This is a genomic window from Deinococcus arboris (assembly GCF_009755355.1).
Taxonomy (GTDB): Bacteria; Deinococcota; Deinococci; order Deinococcales; family Deinococcaceae; genus Deinococcus; species Deinococcus betulae.
Genome location: NZ_WQLB01000026.1, coordinates 29,917 through 45,379, shown reverse-complemented (window position 1 = coordinate 45,379; position 15,463 = coordinate 29,917). Strand labels below are relative to the sequence as shown.

General features: G+C 66.8%; 20 protein-coding genes and 1 other RNA gene. 13 read left to right on the top strand and 8 right to left on the bottom strand.

Features of this window, described 5'->3' with window-relative positions; genetic code table 11:
- Nucleotides 1-11: 11 nt before the first annotated feature.
- Together ssrA and GO986_RS16390 are read right to left on the bottom strand one after the other, a co-directional pair.
- Nucleotides 12-367, bottom strand: a transfer-messenger RNA (tmRNA) gene (gene ssrA, locus GO986_RS16395).
- Between the two features lie 278 nt (nt 368-645).
- Nucleotides 646-2,142, bottom strand: a complete 1,497-nt coding sequence (locus GO986_RS16390) for a hypothetical protein (RefSeq protein WP_157460383.1) — start codon at nt 2,140-2,142, stop codon at nt 646-648.
- A gap of 100 nt (nt 2,143-2,242) precedes the next feature.
- On the opposite strand from GO986_RS16390, the gene GO986_RS16385 reads away from it, so the two are divergent.
- From GO986_RS16385 to GO986_RS16340, 10 genes are all read left to right on the top strand, one after another.
- Nucleotides 2,243-2,914 carry a hypothetical protein gene (locus tag GO986_RS16385; protein ID WP_157460382.1) on the top strand — a complete coding sequence of 224 codons (672 nt, stop codon included), beginning with the start codon at nt 2,243-2,245 and terminating at the stop codon, nt 2,912-2,914.
- Nucleotides 2,911-3,165 carry a hypothetical protein gene (locus tag GO986_RS16380; RefSeq protein ID WP_157460381.1) on the top strand — a complete coding sequence of 85 codons (255 nt, stop codon included), beginning with the start codon at nt 2,911-2,913 and terminating at the stop codon, nt 3,163-3,165. The genes GO986_RS16385 and GO986_RS16380 overlap by 4 nt, the downstream gene beginning before the upstream one ends.
- Entirely contained in the window at nt 3,165-3,311 is a 147-nt protein-coding gene (locus GO986_RS16375; RefSeq protein ID WP_157460380.1) for a hypothetical protein, read from the top strand. Before GO986_RS16380 ends, GO986_RS16375 begins: the two co-directional genes overlap by 1 nt.
- A gap of 184 nt (nt 3,312-3,495) precedes the next feature.
- The gene (locus tag GO986_RS16370; RefSeq protein WP_157460379.1) at nt 3,496-4,242 is read left to right on the top strand and encodes a hypothetical protein; all 747 of its coding nucleotides are present in this window, start codon (nt 3,496-3,498) and stop codon (nt 4,240-4,242) included.
- A complete protein-coding gene (locus GO986_RS16365) occupies nt 4,239-4,526 on the top strand; it encodes a hypothetical protein (RefSeq protein ID WP_157460378.1) in 288 nt (95 codons plus the stop codon). Before GO986_RS16370 ends, GO986_RS16365 begins: the two co-directional genes overlap by 4 nt.
- Nucleotides 4,523-5,065 carry a hypothetical protein gene (locus GO986_RS16360; protein WP_157460377.1) on the top strand — a complete coding sequence of 181 codons (543 nt, stop codon included), beginning with the start codon at nt 4,523-4,525 and terminating at the stop codon, nt 5,063-5,065. Before GO986_RS16365 ends, GO986_RS16360 begins: the two co-directional genes overlap by 4 nt.
- Nucleotides 5,062-5,919, top strand: a complete 858-nt coding sequence (locus GO986_RS16355) for a DNA adenine methylase (RefSeq protein WP_157460376.1) — start codon at nt 5,062-5,064, stop codon at nt 5,917-5,919. The genes GO986_RS16360 and GO986_RS16355 overlap by 4 nt, the downstream gene beginning before the upstream one ends.
- Nucleotides 5,920-6,068: 149 nt before the next feature.
- On the top strand, nt 6,069-8,291 hold the full coding sequence (locus GO986_RS16350; RefSeq protein WP_157460375.1) for a DNA cytosine methyltransferase: 2,223 nt from the start codon (nt 6,069-6,071) through the stop codon (nt 8,289-8,291).
- Nucleotides 8,292-8,459: 168 nt separating this feature from the next.
- Nucleotides 8,460-9,008 (top strand): hypothetical protein, encoded by a 549-nt coding sequence (locus tag GO986_RS16345; RefSeq protein ID WP_198170748.1) that lies wholly within the window; start codon nt 8,460-8,462, stop codon nt 9,006-9,008.
- Entirely contained in the window at nt 9,005-9,976 is a 972-nt protein-coding gene (locus GO986_RS16340; protein ID WP_157460374.1) for an ASCH domain-containing protein, read from the top strand. Before GO986_RS16345 ends, GO986_RS16340 begins: the two co-directional genes overlap by 4 nt.
- A gap of 8 nt (nt 9,977-9,984) precedes the next feature.
- Here GO986_RS16340 and GO986_RS16335 read toward each other — a convergent pair whose 3' ends face one another.
- A complete protein-coding gene (locus GO986_RS16335; protein ID WP_157460373.1) occupies nt 9,985-10,221 on the bottom strand; it encodes a DUF7669 domain-containing protein in 237 nt (78 codons plus the stop codon).
- A 26-nt stretch (nt 10,222-10,247) separates the two neighbouring features.
- On the opposite strand from GO986_RS16335, the gene GO986_RS16330 reads away from it, so the two are divergent.
- Genes GO986_RS16330 through GO986_RS16320 form a run of 3 tightly spaced genes read left to right on the top strand, consistent with a single transcriptional unit; the run spans nt 10,248 to nt 11,357 of the window.
- Nucleotides 10,248-10,763: an ASCH domain-containing protein gene (locus tag GO986_RS16330; protein ID WP_157460372.1), complete on the top strand. Its 516-nt coding sequence runs from the start codon at nt 10,248-10,250 to the stop codon at nt 10,761-10,763.
- Nucleotides 10,764-10,780: 17 nt separating this feature from the next.
- Nucleotides 10,781-11,104, top strand: a complete 324-nt coding sequence (locus GO986_RS16325) for a hypothetical protein (protein WP_157460371.1) — start codon at nt 10,781-10,783, stop codon at nt 11,102-11,104.
- 31 nt (nt 11,105-11,135) lie between these two features.
- The gene (locus GO986_RS16320) at nt 11,136-11,357 is read left to right on the top strand and encodes a hypothetical protein (RefSeq protein ID WP_157460370.1); all 222 of its coding nucleotides are present in this window, start codon (nt 11,136-11,138) and stop codon (nt 11,355-11,357) included.
- A 73-nt stretch (nt 11,358-11,430) separates the two neighbouring features.
- Here GO986_RS16320 and GO986_RS16315 read toward each other — a convergent pair whose 3' ends face one another.
- The 5 genes from GO986_RS16315 to GO986_RS16295 form a co-directional block, all read right to left on the bottom strand.
- Nucleotides 11,431-12,141: a hypothetical protein gene (locus GO986_RS16315; protein WP_157460369.1), complete on the bottom strand. Its 711-nt coding sequence runs from the start codon at nt 12,139-12,141 to the stop codon at nt 11,431-11,433.
- Nucleotides 12,142-12,238: 97 nt separating this feature from the next.
- Nucleotides 12,239-12,526: a hypothetical protein gene (locus GO986_RS16310; RefSeq protein ID WP_157460368.1), complete on the bottom strand. Its 288-nt coding sequence runs from the start codon at nt 12,524-12,526 to the stop codon at nt 12,239-12,241.
- Nucleotides 12,527-12,730: 204 nt separating this feature from the next.
- Nucleotides 12,731-14,629 (bottom strand): collagen-like protein, encoded by a 1,899-nt coding sequence (locus GO986_RS23365; protein ID WP_157460367.1) that lies wholly within the window; start codon nt 14,627-14,629, stop codon nt 12,731-12,733.
- A complete protein-coding gene (locus GO986_RS16300; protein ID WP_157460366.1) occupies nt 14,626-14,970 on the bottom strand; it encodes a hypothetical protein in 345 nt (114 codons plus the stop codon). The genes GO986_RS23365 and GO986_RS16300 overlap by 4 nt, the downstream gene beginning before the upstream one ends.
- Nucleotides 14,967-15,461 (bottom strand): hypothetical protein, encoded by a 495-nt coding sequence (locus GO986_RS16295; protein ID WP_157460365.1) that lies wholly within the window; start codon nt 15,459-15,461, stop codon nt 14,967-14,969. The genes GO986_RS16300 and GO986_RS16295 overlap by 4 nt, the downstream gene beginning before the upstream one ends.
- Between the last annotated feature and the right edge of the window lie 2 nt (nt 15,462-15,463).

The window sequence follows — 15,463 nt, the reverse complement described above, 5'->3', positions numbered from 1 at the left end:
TCTGGTGCGGGTGGTGGAGATGGGCGGAGTCGAACCGCCGTCCGAAGTCACCTGGCGTTGGTCTCTACGAGCGTAGTCCTTGGTTTAGATCTCAGGTCTCAGACGCGCAAGAACACGCTTCCTTTGACCCCAGCGCCTAAATTTCGCTTGTGCTCAGGTGCGTCGGCTCAAGCTAGCTATCTTTTAGAAGTTCGCAGAACGCCAATAGCCGGGCTTTCTGGTCACTGCCTCACTTAAGCAGCGAGGGCGTAGGTGGTGCTGTTGGTGTTGCCAGTTAAAGGCTTTGATCGATGATTAACGAGGCCCACGATCATCCTCGGCTCGCAACGTCCCGCTCGGCCAACCCCGTCGAAACCGGGTCATCCCCATTGGGACACGTAGTTTAGCACGGACCTAGGCTTAGACCAGAACATGCATCACGATGCGCCAGTTCCCACGCAGGTGGAACCGGCGCATCTCGTCACCTCTTTCAGCACTCAGCGCACGGGTCATTCAGGTGATGACTGGGCGGTTTGGGTTGAAAGGGAGCCGTAGGTTTTGCCAGGACGGCGCCGCTAAGCAGGGCCGTAATAGCGGCCATAACCAGGAAGTTCTTCACGGCTCAAGCGTAGGTGACCTGCACTTAAAATGCGATGGCAAGTGACTTTAGAGCCCCAGGTGGGGGCGTAGGTCTTCGCGAAGCGCCGTGCTATCCACCCATGAGAGCGCGCGGTCTAGCGCCTCAGTCCAGACGGACTGACGACTGGTACGGGCACCAGACCGGAATGCAGCGAGGGCCCTAATGGCATGCCCGAGGTTTACGAATCCACTAACTTCCAGCGACGTAACTGTGGCCCGAATACGTTGATGTGCGTTGGGATGAGGTCTTGATTCAGGACCAGTCTGCCCAGTGGCTGCGGCGCGGACAAGGACAGCCCCTCCGCCATCTCGACCAGGGAGCTTATGGATGGTATGGCGGTAGGTGATCGCTGTCCCCGTAAGGATGGCAATTTCAGGCAAGCTTTCAGCGACCTCTTGGTGAATACCTGGGAGCATTCCCAGCAGCACATAGGCATCCGGCTGTATTGCTCGCAATAGTCGGAGAAAGTGCTCTCGAACTGGCATCTGAGCCAGAGCATTGTTGAATTCAACGATGAGGTGATCAATGTCGTCGTCCAGAGACTGCACTGCATTGGCCTGAATGAGTGCGGCGGCGCGGTGCGCTCGTTGATCGGCTACCCGCACGGGCCTATGGATGAGGAGATTTCTCGCCTGACTGGCCATGGCGCGGGTGCGCAGCATGGCCCATGCACGGAACAAGGCGCTGTAGTCCGCCTGCAGGCTGTGTCCTGGTATGGGTGGCGCAGAGAATGGCTTTCCGCTGCGCAAGGCAGCAAGAGCTGTAGTCGGTCCTGCAAACGGGCCGTCTGGACAGGAGCCCTCGTGCCCTAAAAGGACAGCAGTAAATCCCCCCAGATCACTGTTCTGACCCGCCAGCTGGATAGCTGCTGCCGCGTAGTCGCCCTGCGCGATGTAGGCAGACGCCAGGAGGCGCTCTCCCCAGTATTTGCGACGGGCCGAGAGCGGAAGGCGCCCCATCGCATTGATGATCCGTTCGGGCTGAGGGTCACCTAACACAGTGTGCAGGCGGCCAATTTCCATCTCGATGTGCTGAGCACGGTATTCCATTTGTAGGGCTTCTGCAAACTTGAGCGCCGTCAGTAGATAGGCGAGCGCCTCGGTGATCTGCTGTGCTTCACCCAGCGCCATGCCCCGTGCAAAGGCCGCGTCACAGGTGTCTTCAATAGCGAGTGGGTCAAGGCTGGTTAATGGCGCGTCTTGTGTAGCGAGGACGTGAGGGTAGTGACGAAGCGCAACCGCAGCCATTAGACGCACCCCAGCAACAGGCTCGTCCTTGAACTTTTCAAGTTCTGAAATGGCGTCTGCGATGGCCACGGGGTTGCCCGTGGTCATCACAAGTTGCAGCGTTCGGCGAGCCTTCAGAGCAGCTGGAACCGAACTAAGCATCTCAGCCAAATTCAACGGCTGGTCAGTCGTGTTGAGGAGACGGTCCCAGGACGCTGGGGTAGTGAATGTGGTGTTTGCGTCAGACATTTCATCCTCTAAACCAGTTTTAAGAACTTGAAATAAATATAAAATCATTTTATAGTCTCGTCAACCGATGGGGCCACCCAAAGGCGATCCCCCCACCCCAAAACGCCGGTCAGCGAATCCAAGGGGAGGGGGGAACGAGGAGTCCACTATGCCGCACCCCGTATCCCCTGCTCAAGCCCCCCGCGCCCGCACGGTCAAGGCGCCCAGCCGCTTCCCGAAAGTCGCTGCTGTCGCCTGCGCCTGCTGTGGCATCGAGCTGACCACCGGCCAAGGCTACGACGTGCCTGTCATCGGCCCCGTGGGTCCCAAGTGCGTCCTGAAGTTCAGCACCCTGGCCGATGCCCTGCTGTGGGTGGACGGCCGCCACGTCAAACCCGATACCACCGACCAGGCCCTGCTGCGTGCCGGTCACAACGTGGTCGTGCGCCTGCGCGGTCTGGGCATCGAGATCAACCGGGGCGAGGACGGGATTCTCCGCGTGGGCCGGATGCCGAGGAACATCAAGGCCGTGGCCAAGAGCTACAAGAAAATGCGGGAAGCCTTTGCCCGTGATCTTCAGATTGCCAGTGACGGTCTGGGCGCCCTACCAGCTCCCACCCCCGACCCCTTAGAGGTGGCTGCTACTGAAGCCGAGGCCACCTACACCGCCGCTGCGACGACGCGGGCGCAGGCGTGGTTGGGGTACCTGGACGCGCATCACAACGGACAGGACACCGATGAGGCCTGGGACACGTATATGCGGGCACACAGTCGGTTCCTGGTGGCCAGGGGCGCGTGGCATGGGGCGCTGGACACGTGGCAGCTGGGGGCAGCGGCGTGACCGGCCCCAGCACGCCCGGCCCCTGGTTGCCGGCGAGCGCCAGTGCGGACCGGAAGGTGGAGGACCTGCGGGAGCGGGGCTACGACGTGCGCTGGGGCGGGCGGGGCCGCGACGTGACGCTGACCGTCACCGCCCCCGGTGAGACCGCCAAGACGCACACGGCGGCCACCTGCGCAGCCTGTGCGCGGGATGCCTACGAGAGTGCGCAGGAGCACGCGGGGCAACGGCTGAAAGACGAGGTGAACGGCTGATGCCGCGCACCTTGCACGCCACGCGGGAGGCCCTGCGCACCGCTGAGCGCCTGCTCGCGCGCACCCAGCCGCACACGCGGGCGTACTGGCGCCTGAGTCAGCGGGTGCAGCGGCTGTACGCGCATGCCCTGGTGGTGGCGCTGTGAGCGACAAACCGCTGACACCCGCGCAGATGCAGCACCGCTTGATGAACCGTGTGCTCGGTCAACGGCAGACGGGAAGCGTGTTCTGCCGTATCTGCCAGGGCAATGACTGGAGCGGACGCTTTACACATGTGGACGGCTGCCCCGTCGCGCATGTCCTGCCCCCAACACGCACGGACGGCTCGGCATGACCCTCTCTCTGCCCCACTTTTCATCCCTGCTCTTGGCCCTGGGCCTGCGCCGGCCTGCTCGTAAGGCGGGGGTGCGGCTGGCCGAGCGGGCGCTGCCGGACGCTGTTCCCAGCCCGCTGTCAGCCCTCACCGCCGAGCTGCGCGAGACGCAGGCGGCCCTGAGTGCCCCGGACACCACCCTGGCTCAGGCGGCGCTGCTGTTCGACGACTTGATGCACCTCAAAGCCGAGCGCCTGGCCCTGATCGAGGGCCGGGACCTCGCCCCGTTCACGCCCCTGCCGCCGCTGCCGATGACCCTTCGCCCCCTCACCCCTGGAGACCCCACCATGACGACCCTGCCTGCTCAGCCTGTGACCGCCGCCGACATCCTCGCCCTGGCTCCCGGCTTCACCGGGCCGCTGTGGTGCCTGCTGAACATTGGGGAAGGCAACTGGGCCGGCCCGTTTGTCTCGCTTGACGACATCGTGGGCCAGGCGGCGGCCGACTGGGGCGTGCCCCGTGAGGACGTGCTGGCGGGCGGCGATGACACCCAAATCGTGGTGCTGGCTGAGGACGCAGCGCTGCTGACCTTGGTGAACGCGTTGGTCGAGAGCGGCGTCGCTCAGGAGAAGGCGCAGGGGTTTGCCGCAGATCTGCGGGAACGCTTGAGCGCCACCATGTCGCAGGATGCCCAGTCATATGCCGGGCATGTGGCGGTCTATGACGTGCAGCCGGATGGATCGCTGACCCCGGTGGGCGCATGACCACCGTTGCCCCACGACTGACCCATGCCCGCTTGCCCCACCGGCCCCGGCGATTCGTGCGCCGCCTGCGGGTGTTTTCCCGCCGCACCCTGCGTCCGTATGGCGAGGCCTGCGCGGGCCTGGGGGCGACGGGCGTGCTGGTGTTTCCCGTGTGCCTGGTAGAAGCGGGCCGGCCCTGGCTGGGGGTGAATGCCTTGCTGCTGGTGCTGAGCGTGCTGGTCTGCCTGCTGGGCCTGGGCACCATGCCCGGCAGCGTGGAGAAGGGCCGGGTGAAGGCGCTGTGAAACTGCCCGAGGACGTCCGCGCCAAGCTCCAGAAACTCAAGGCGCTGGCTGAACGGGGCGTGGGGGGCGAGAAGCGGGCGGCGCAGGCCCAGTACGACCGGCTCCTGGCGGAGTTCGGGTTGACCCAGCAGGACGTCTTTCCGCAGCCCCGCGTCTACGACACGTACAGCATCAAGAACCAGCACGAGGAAACGCTGCTGGTTCAGCTGTGGGCGATGGTGACGCAGACCAGCGGCGTCGCAAATTACCGGAAGGAGTCAGGCCGGGCGCTGTGGTTTGAGGCGACAGCCGAGCAGCACGTTCAGCTGAAAGCGGAGTTCGCGCGGCACCGCAAGGGCCTGGCCAAGCATTTGGAGGAGGCGACAAGGGCGTATTGCTTGGCCCATGAGCTGGCCGGGCCACCCAGTGGGCGCCCAAGCGCGATGACGGCGGAGGAAGTTGCCCGCCTGCACCGCGCGATGGCCAGCGTGGCGGTGCTGGGCGAGCCGGAGCGGCCCGCACTCGGGGTCGGCCGTCAGGCGCTTGGTGGTGGCCAATGACCATCCCCGCCCCCGTCCTGCGCTATCCCGGCGCGAAATGGCTGCTGGCCAGCTGGATCATTGACCACATCCCCGCCCACCAGACCTATGTGGAGCCCTTCTTCGGCTCCGGCGCCGTGTTCTTCAACAAGCCGCCCAGTGCCAGCGAGTACCTCAATGACCTGGACGGTGAGGTGGTCCACCTCTTCCGCACCCTGCGCGAGCAGCCCGAAGCCCTCGCGCAACTGATCGAACTGACGCCTTGGGCCCGTGAGGAATACAACGAGAGCTACGACCTCACCACGGATCCACTGGAACGCGCCCGCCGGACTCTGGTGCGGCACTGGCAAGCCTACGGGGGTACAGCCCACCGGGGCACGTACCGCAGCGGCTGGCGGCATACCGGGCCCCAAGGCGGCGCGACCAAGAACGTGACCCGGCAGTGGGACGGGGTGCCAGACCGGATTCGCGCCACGGCCGCCCGGTTGCGTGGCGCACAGATTGACTGCCTGCCCGCTGTGACCCTGCTGGGACGCATCAACGGCCCGGATGTCCTGGCCTACGTGGACCCGCCCTACCTCGGCAAGACCCGCAAGTGGAAGAAGTTCTACGCCGAAGAGATGTTTGACGAGGCGAGCCACACCGAGTTGCTGGAAACGCTCTTGTCGTTTCAAGGCCTGGTGCTGCTCAGTGGGTATGCGAGCGAGTTGTATGACGACCTGCTGGTGGACTGGGCGCGAGTGGAACGGCGCACGACGGCGGAGAAGGGGCAAGGCCGGGTGGAAGTGCTGTGGATTAACCCACGGGCGGCAGCGGCGTTGGAGCTCGAGCAGGCGCGGCAGCAGGTCTCGCTGTTCGAAGGCGGCGACCTGTGATCCCAGCCCTGTTCTCTCATCAACTGTCCAAAACGGCAGTTTCAGTCAAGCAATGGGTCGTTCGGAGTGAACGCGAACACGGTCTCGCCGAGCGCCAGGCGTTGGCCCGGGCCCGCGCCCCCCACCACCCGAAGGTCGCCTGAGGTCCCATGAAGAAGACACCGAAAACGCCCAGCGCCCGCGACACCCTGTTCTCCTATCTACTGGGGAGTGACGACATCGCCGGCAAGAAGATCGTGGACCTCTTTGCCGGTGGCGGCGGCGTCTCCCTGGGCATTGAGCTGGCCCTAGGCCGCAGCCCCGACGTGGCCATCAACCACGACGAAGAAGCCATCGCCATGCACCAGCACAACCACCCGAACACCCGCCATTACCAGAGCGACATCTTCGAGGTGGACCCGAAAGAAGCGGTTGGAGACGCAGAGGTCGCGCTGCTGTGGCTCAGTCCCGATTGCAAGCACCATTCCCGCGCCAAGGGCGGGCGCCCGCTTGACCAGAAGATTCGCAGTCTCGCCTGGGTGGGCCAGAAGTGGGCGGGCAAGGTCAGGCCCGATGTCATCGTGCTCGAAAACGTCCCTGACTTTCAGCACTGGGGAAGGCTGGTCGCCCAGCGCGGCGTGACCGAAGTGCAGCCCGACGGCAAGGTCAAGAAGATTCAGGCGCCCTGGCCAAACAAGCCCAAGCGGCGCGGCAAGCAGTGCCGGCGCTTCAAGCGCGGCATGGCCAAGCAGCAGCGCCCACGCGGGCCGATCATGACCGACGCCGACGGCCACACCCTGCTGGTGGCCGATAAGCGCCCCCGCTACCGGGGCCGCACCTTCCGGCACTTCGTGCGCGGCCTAGAGCAGCTGGGCTACGTGGTGGAGTACCGCACCCTGCGCGCCGACGAATACGGCGTGCCCACCATCCGCGAGCGCTTCTTCCTCGTGGCCCGGCGCGACGGCAAGGCGATCAGTTGGCCCGAGCCCACCCACGGCCAGGGGCGTCTGCCGGTCAAGACAGCGGCCAGCTGCATTGACTGGTCCATTCCCACCCGCACGATCTTCGAGCAGCACGCCCGGCGCCGCAAGGACCTGGAACCCAAGACCCTGACCCGTGTGGCGATGGGCGTGAACAAGTTCGTGCTCGGCGCCCAGACACCGTTCCTGGTGCAGTGCAACCACGGGGGCCACAACAGCCGCCAGCAGCCTGTGACCCAGCCCAGCATCACGGTCACAGCCGCGCACGGCACCGGGGTCGTCACGCCCTTTCTGGCGCCCATGACGTTCGACAACCGGGCAGAGGCCGTCACCGGGCCGCTGAGCACCATCACGACCCAGGGCAACCGGCACCTGCTGGTGGCGCCCCTGCTGGCCCCCCGGTACGGCGAGCGCGACGGGCAGGCGCCCCGCTGCGGCACAGTGGACGCGCCCCTGCCCACGGTGACGACGGGGGCGAATGGAGCCCGCCTGGCGGTCGCGCACATCACGAAGTTTGTGACCGGCGCCGTGGGCAACCCAGCAGACGCGCCGATTGGGACCATCTGTGCCGGTGGCCAGACCGAGCGGCCCGGCGCCAGCAGTGTCTTCGGTGTGGTGGCCGCGCACATCGTGCGGCACAACGGTGGAGGTCTGAAGCCCGAACACGCGGGATATGCGGCCGATGAGCCCGCGCGCACCATCCTGGCCCAGGGTGGCCCACAGGCACTGGTGAGTGCCGCCCTGGTGCAATACAACGCCGCGAACGACGCGCAGTCGCTGGCCGAGCCCTGCCGCACGGTGAGCACGCGCGACCGCTACGCCCTGATGACCGCGCACCTGAGCACCTACTACGGCGACAAGAGCGCCGAGGGGGACGGGCGGGGGCAAGGCCTGGACGCCCCAGCAGCCACGGTGACCACGGGCAACCGGCACGCGCTGACAACCGTGCACGTGCTGCGGCAGTTCGGGACCAGTGACGCCCGGCCGGTAGACGCGCCCCTGGGCAGCCTGACGAGCTGCGTCAAGGACGGCGTGATCAGCACGCACCTGGTGGCAGGGCTGGACGAAGAGACGTGGCGCGGCGCCCGGCGGGTGTACGCCTTCCTGGCCGAGTTCTGCCCGAAGGCGCTGGAGAAGGTGCTGGCAGAGGACCGCGCGCAGGGGCTGGTGACGCTGGTGGTGGGCGGCGAGAAGTATGTCATCTGGGACATCGGGATGCGGATGCTCGAACCGCGCGAGCTGTACCGCTGCCAGGGGTTTCCGGACACCTACAGCATTGACTTCTCGATCAAGGGCACGCCCCTGAGCAAGGCCTCGCAGGTGCGCATGTGTGGCAACAGCGTGCCGCCGCCACTGGTGGCCGCCATTGTGGGCGCCCAATTCAGCGAAGCCCTGCGCGAAGCCGCCGACTAACCCCCTCATCCCTGGGGCTGGCCGGTGCGCTGGCCCCCGCACTGGAGACCTATGACCCCTGAGACATCCACTGACGTATCCACTGACGTATCCACTGAGCCCACCCCACAGGTCACTCTTGCCCAGCAGCAGGCTTCCGCAGGCGCAGACATCGCAGGGTATCCAACGGTGAGCGAAGAAGAGGCGCTGGCCGGAGGGCGCTGGATTGCTGCCGAAGACGTGCTGGCACAGGCCAAGCGCCTGGCTGTCGCTGTGGATGGCGAAGAGGCTCCAAGGCAACCCCGCCTCATTGATGCCGTTGAAGCCGCAATTGAAGCTCTCGCCCAGCACGCCACCAGCTTCCAGGTCAGGAGCGTGGCGTGGGTGCGCGAGGCCTTTGGCACCGAACCCGCCCAGTGCCGCGAGGAACGCGCCCACCGCTTTCTCGAAGAGGCCCTGGAACTGGTGCAGGCGGCTGGCGTCTCAGAAGAAGAGGTCCTGAAGCTGGTGGCCTACGTGTTCGCACGGCCCGCAGGCGACGTCACGCAGGAAACGGGCGGCGTGCTGCTGACCCTGGCCCCCTTCGCGGCGGCGCACGGCGTAGACCTGATGGCGGCCGGCGAAGCGGAGCTGGCCAGAGTCAGCACGCCTGAGATCCTGGCGAAGTGCCGTGCTAAGAATGCGGCGCGGATTGAAGGCTCCCCCCTGCCTGGGCAGGTCAAAGGGACCCAGGAATGACGGTTGCCAACACCCGAGGCATCACGTTCGGCGATCACATGGTGCGCGCGCTGCTCACCGGCAAGAAGACCGTCACCCGCCGCCTGCTGACGGTGCAGCCACCCACGCTGCCGGAAGACGGGTACGCTTACCCGCACTACTGGGGCGCCGTGGGCACCTACTCCGGTGTGGATGAGCCGCGCCACTTCTGGACGAACCGGCCACCAGAAGCCGACAACTTCGAAGATGAAGCGGCAGCCCAGGAAGCCTTTGAGGACGAGACGCTGTTCTGGCCCGGCGAAGACCCGCACTCCATCTCGCCGGCTGACGAGGGCGTATATGGACCTGGGGGCCTGGAATCACCCTTCGGCAGCGAGCGGAACTGCATCAAGCCTGCGGCGCGCCTCTATGTGCGCGAAGCCTGGCGCGTCGGCAGCTGGGACGAGGGTGTGATTGCGGTGGACTACCGGGCGGATGGACACGCCCGCCGGGAATGGCTGCCGCTGCCGGATGACCAGTGGCTAAGGCTCGCGCATCAGAGTGCGGACGACTGCGAGAAGGCGGGCCTGACGATGGACGGCAAGGGCCGCTACCACTGGCCCATGGGTGAAGCGCCCACGCGCTGGCGTCTGCCGCGTTACATGCCGAGGGTGGCCAGTCGGTTGACGCTGGAAGTGACGGACGTGTGGCCCGAGCGGCTGCACGCGATGACCGAGGATGAGGCGATCAGCGAGGGCATGACCAGCCTGCCGGACGAGTGGCTGGCCAAGCACTGGCCCGACTGGTGGGCGGAACACGAACGGGTGCAGATACGGAATGCGCTGCTGGAAGCCGATGGCATCCGGTTTGGGTTGGAGCCCATGCCCATTGGGCCATCACCGCTCGAGCGGTTCCGAGCGCTCTGGGGTGAGTTGCACACGGCGCTGGGAACCGATTGGGACAGCAACCCGTGGGTGTGGCGCGTGGGCGTCCGGGTGGTGACGCCGTGAGCCGCGTTCTACAGCAGCTTGAAGCGGCCGTGCCCCACCCGTTCCAGGTCTCGAAACTGTCCAGCGCCCTTTTCAGCGCTATTCACGCACATCAGCGCCCGCACGTGCAAGCGGATCTGCGCGTCCGTGTGGGCCGTTTCTTGCGCACGCAACGCCTGCACTACGTCCTGCATCGAGAAGGTTCCTTCAGGGTGGCCGGTAGTCAGGGTGCGGGCCACCGTCAGGATGTCGTCTCGGCACGTCATCTGGCCATTGTGACAGGGCGGCGGGCATGACCGCCCCGATCCGTGGCCTGACCCTGACCCACCCCTGGGCCTATTGCGTGGCGCATGCCGCGAAGGACGTTGAGAATCGCCGCTGGCCGCCTGCGCGCCAGGGCGGGCGCGTGGGCATGTTCCTGGCGATTCATGGAGGCGTGGTGCCGGGGAAGAACAGCGGCAAGCGGGAAGAAGCCCGGCTGGACCTGGCCGCAGCACTGGAGATCATGGAACGGCTGGGGCAGCCCGTGCCCTTCACGCCCGAGCAGCGGCTGGCGCTGAGCATGGGGCTGTATGTGGCAGGGGAGGAGCGGTACTTCACGCCGGGGATTGTGGCGGTCGCGCAGCTGGCGGCGGTGACGCAGGCCAGCACGAGTGCGTGGGCGGCGCGGGGGCAGTACCACTGGCTGCTGGAGGACGTGCTGACGCTGCCGGAGCCGATTCCGCATAAGGGCGCGCAGGGGCTCTGGCCGTTGGAACCGGAGAAGCTGACGAAGGTGCGGGCGGCGTGGAAGGCGAGGGACGCATGAACGCAGATCCTAAGACAATGACGGTCCTGGAACGCTTGGACTACGCTCTGGCCGGTGAGAACGACCGGCGCCAGATTGAAAGTCCGTTTGACTTGCTGATCGCCGTCCGGCGGGAGGTGCTCAGGCTGCAGCGCTGGGAAGCCGTGGGGCGCCAGTTGTACGCGCTGGATGAGCGGCACCGCGCCCTCCTAGCCCATGACGAGCGGATGGAAGATATGGCCGCTGAGGTGCGAGCGGCGTCGGGGTTGGACTTCATGCCCAATGCGGCGTATGTGGCGTGTGGGGCGGAATTTGAGGACCTGTACACCCAGTTCGAACACCTGGTGCAAGCGGATGCCTGAGCCGCTGTGGCGCAGACGGGGAGAGTGAAAGATGACCACCCAGATCACGTACGCCCATGACTACCGCGACCCTGACCCGCAGACAGAAGCCCTGCGCCAGGTGTTCAGCGCTGTGAGTTTGGTTCGAGACCGGCTGCACGAGGTGGAACTGGAGTACCCGTGGACGCCAACTCAGGTCACCGTGATGAGCGAGGCCGACGAACTACTCCGGGAGGCCCACCGGATCTTGGGCCGCGTTCGCACACTAGGATGACTGGCCCTCTCCTGAATCAACCACAACCCGCCCCCGCTCCGGCACAAGCCAGGCGGGGGCGTCATCTGTTGTGTTATGGGCGGCTGAGTGGGGCAATCCCCAGTGCCTGGCGCCGCAGGGTCACCGCCGAACGACTAATGCCCCATTCGGTGGCCAGCACGCCGTCAAAGGCCGTGCCTAACCGAGTTTCCATTTCTGGTGTCCAAGTGACCGTGTGGCCCTCCCGCCAGGCGGGTTTGCCCAGCAGGCGGCGACGCTGCGCCACTTTGGTCTTGCTGACCCCCAGCGCCTGGGCGGCCTGCTCATCCGGCAGGGTGCCCAGCAGTGCGTCCATTTTCGCCGTCCAGGTGATGGTCTCGGGGTGGGGTTGACGGTCCTGCCAGCCCGCCTTGATGCTCTCCAGTGCCTTCTGGCGCGCCTCGGGGCTCAGGGCGTGCTGCCGGCCGCGCGCGGCGGCCTCGGGGGGGATGTTGCGGGTGGCGGCGTAGGCTGCTTTGGTGGCGGGATTGTTGTCACGGGTCACGCCCAGGGCCTTGCGCCAGCCCCACACGGTCCCCTCGCTGACCCCGAACGCCTCTTGCACATCGCCTGCGGTCTCGGTGCGTACGGCGCGCACCAGAGCCGGGGTCAGAATGAGGCTGTGGGCGCCCGTGCGGCGCCGGTAGGGCCAGGGGATGGGGCCGTCGTGATAGCCCCCCACCTGAACACGGCCCAGCAGCTCATCGTCCAGCCAGTCGCCAGGCCGGACCTGGGGCGGGGGGTAGAGGATGGGGTCAAGTGGCATACTGAGGGCCTCCTAGGCAACTGGGAGAGGATTGAAACGGTGTGCTCACCGCACGGAGGCCCCCAACTTGGTTGCTGGGGGCCTTCGCCTGGTTCACTTACAGTTCAATGTCAGCACTGGCGGCCAGTTCGGCGAACACTTCAGCGTCTTCGTCTTCCCAAACGGGGTCACCGTTGGTGTTGATGACGCGGGTGCCGTTGCTGAACTCGTAGGCGGTGATCTGAGCTTCGCTGTTGCCCGTGTTGTCGATGGTGGCTTCACCGTTCTCGTCTATCCCGCGTGCGTACCCGCTGCCGATCTCGCGCATGTGGGTCACCCCGACCTGCTCGGCGATCTGGCGGATGTTGCTGCTGTTGAAGTCGGCGATTTCGATGCTGTAGGTCATGGTGTGCTCCTAGGTGTCGGGGATGGGATTTTGGTTGCTCCCCTTGCCTGAAATAAAGATACAACACTTGAGGTTATATGTCAACACCTATAAGCCTGCTCGCTGAATCCGTTTCTCTAGCCACCTTCCGACATGCAAAAACGCCCCCGCCCAGCGCCAGAGCGCGAGCGGGGGCCGGGAGTTGGCGCCGGTTGTCCGTGGGGGTTAGGCGGCTTTGTGCAGCAGGATGCGGCCACCCTTCCCGGCGGTGCCGGCCGTCCCGGTGCCTGCCCCTGAGCCGCCGTTCCCCCCGCTGACATCCAGCGTGAGGTTGCCCAGGGTCGTCGTCTGCGCCTGGAGGGACGTTTGGTTGGGAAGATGCGAGAAAGCGCTGACGGTGCTGCTCACCAGGTAGATGACGCCGCCGCCCCCACCGCCACCGCCGCCCACATTCCCAACCGTGCGGAAGTTGCCTACACCGCCCAGAGCTTCGATTCGCCCTGAGCCGGTCACGGTCTGCGCGTAGATCACGATGACGCCCGCCCCACCCGCACCGCCGCCGCCTGAGTTGGTGCCGTCGCCTGACCCCGCCCCGCCGCCCGCCCCGCCGTTATGCCGGGTGGTCGTAGCGATGGGCAGGGGATAGAGCCCCCACAGCGGACTGAACAGCAGTTCGTGCCCGCCCAGGGCCGCTGTGGGGTTGTTCAGGCTGGCCCCACTGGCGGCACTGCTGGTGCCGCTTCCCCCACCCCCGCCCATACCGCCGAGGGTGTTCGTCCCACCGGCCCCCGCCACGGCGGCGGCGGTGCTCGCGCTCACCCCGGTGGTGCCGCTGCCCAGGGTGCCCGCGTTCGCGCCCACGCTGCCGCTGCTGGCGTTCTGGGCGCCGTTGCCGTTGTGCCGAATGGTGCCGTTGACCGTCAGGGTGCCGGCCACGAACACCCGGTACCCGTTCGTGGTGAGGATGATGCCTGAGGGTACCGTCAGAGCGCTGTAGTACATGTCTCGGGCCAGCGTGGTGTTGCTGGCCAGCGTGACTGCTCCGTCTGTGCCTGGGCCAAACAGGGACAGCGAGCCGCCCCCTGTGCCGTCCGCGCCTGCAGGGCCGGTCGGGCCGGTCGGGCCGGTGGCGCCAACATTGCCCTGAGCCCCAGTGGCGCCGGTCGGTCCTGCGCCGCCTGTGGCCCCCGCTGGACCCTGGGTGCCGGTGGCCCCAGTCGCGCCGGTGGGGCCGGCCGTTCCTGCTGCACCATCACTCCCAGCAGGGCCGGTGGCCCCCGTGCTCCCGGTCGCCCCAGGGTTGCCCTGCGCGCCCGTGGCTCCGGTCGCGCCTGTGGGCCCAGTTAGCCCGGTCGGGCCTGTGGGACCAGTCGCGCCTGGGCTGCCTGCTGAGCCGGGATCACCCTGCGGGCCTGTGGCGCCTGCTGGCCCCTGACTGCCCGTGGCGCCGGGGTTGCCCTGGGTGCCAGTGGCCCCCTGTGCGCCTTGTGGACCAGTGCCCCCAGTCGGGCCGGTGGGCCCAGTCGCTCCCGCACTGCCTGCCGCGCCCGGAGCACCGTCCGCACCCGTGGCCCCGGTGGCGCCGCCAGGGCCGGTGCTGCCGGTGGGTCCCTGGCTACCGGTGGCACCTGTGGGTCCCTGGCTTCCAGTAGCGCCGGTTGCCCCAGCTGGGCCTGCTGAGCCCGCAGCGCCTGTCGCGCCAGTGGCGCCGGCTGCACCCTGAGCCCCGGTGGCCCCGGTCGGGCCAGCACTGCCACCGGCACCATCGGCTCCAGTTGGACCAGTGGCACCCTGGGCGCCAGTGGGACCAGCAACGCCAGGAGAACCCTGCGGCCCAGTCGCCCCCACAGCTCCAGGGGTGCCCTGTGGCCCGGTGAGGCCTGGCGAGCCAGCAGCGCCAGCTGGCCCCTGAGCCCCGGTCGGGCCCGTCCCCCCTGCAGGCCCGGTGGCTCCTGTTGCGCCTGCGCCGCCAGTCGGTCCCTGTGGCCCCGTAGGGCCTGTCGAACCTGCACCACCGCCGCCTTGGTCCACCTCGATCGTGACGGCAGGCCCAGGGGTGACCGACACGCCGATGGTCAGCGCAGGCCCCGGCTGCACCGTCACGTTCACGACGATGTCGCTCATGCCCCGCTCCGGGTGTAACTGGCCTGCCACACCAGCACCAGGTCAAAGGCCGCCAGGTGCGCGTGCTGTGGTGCGGGCCCAATCAAGATGACCGTGCTGTCCAGTTCGAATTCAATGGCTTTCGGGGTCCAGGTCTTGCTCTGCACGCCTGGAATCTTGAGCGTGACGCTCTGCCCAGTGATGTCTGCGCCCTGCCCCATGTCGTACAGCACCTCACTCTGGAGCCGCGTGCGCAGCTGCGCCTGCACGGTGGTCCCGCTCGGCAACGTCACGCCGCCGACGTTGAAGGTCACGGTGGCGTCCTGCCCCTGTTTGAAGCCTAAAGCGCGTGGCGTGGTCATGGGTGGCCCCGGTCCAGCGGCGCGTCGTCCAGGCCTGGCACAGCCGGCCACTCCCCTGTATGGCGCAACACATCTTCAATGGTCGCTGGCACGAGGTCATCGGGCAGGGCCACCTGACTCCCGACCATTGGTGGCAGGGCATCCAGTTGCGCTTCCAGGCGCTTGCCTGTGGCCTTAATCTCCGCCTCAACGCGCGCCTTGGCCCCGTTCAGCTGCACCCCTGTGATGAGATCTTTGCCGCCGCTCGCCACCAGGCCTGCGAGCAGCCCCAGCAGCCCACCGCTCAGCCAGCCCGGCAGCAGCGGCAGCACATCCCGGCCTGCTTCCTCCAGGCCGGTCACGCCCAGCAGCACGCCCAGCCCCAGGCAGATGCCCTTGACCACATTGCCCTTGAGGCCCAACTGCACCTTCAGGAACTGCGTGATCGTCGCCAGGATGCCAACGAACGTCACGAACGTGCCGCCCAGCCCGGTCAGATCGAATGCTTCCATGC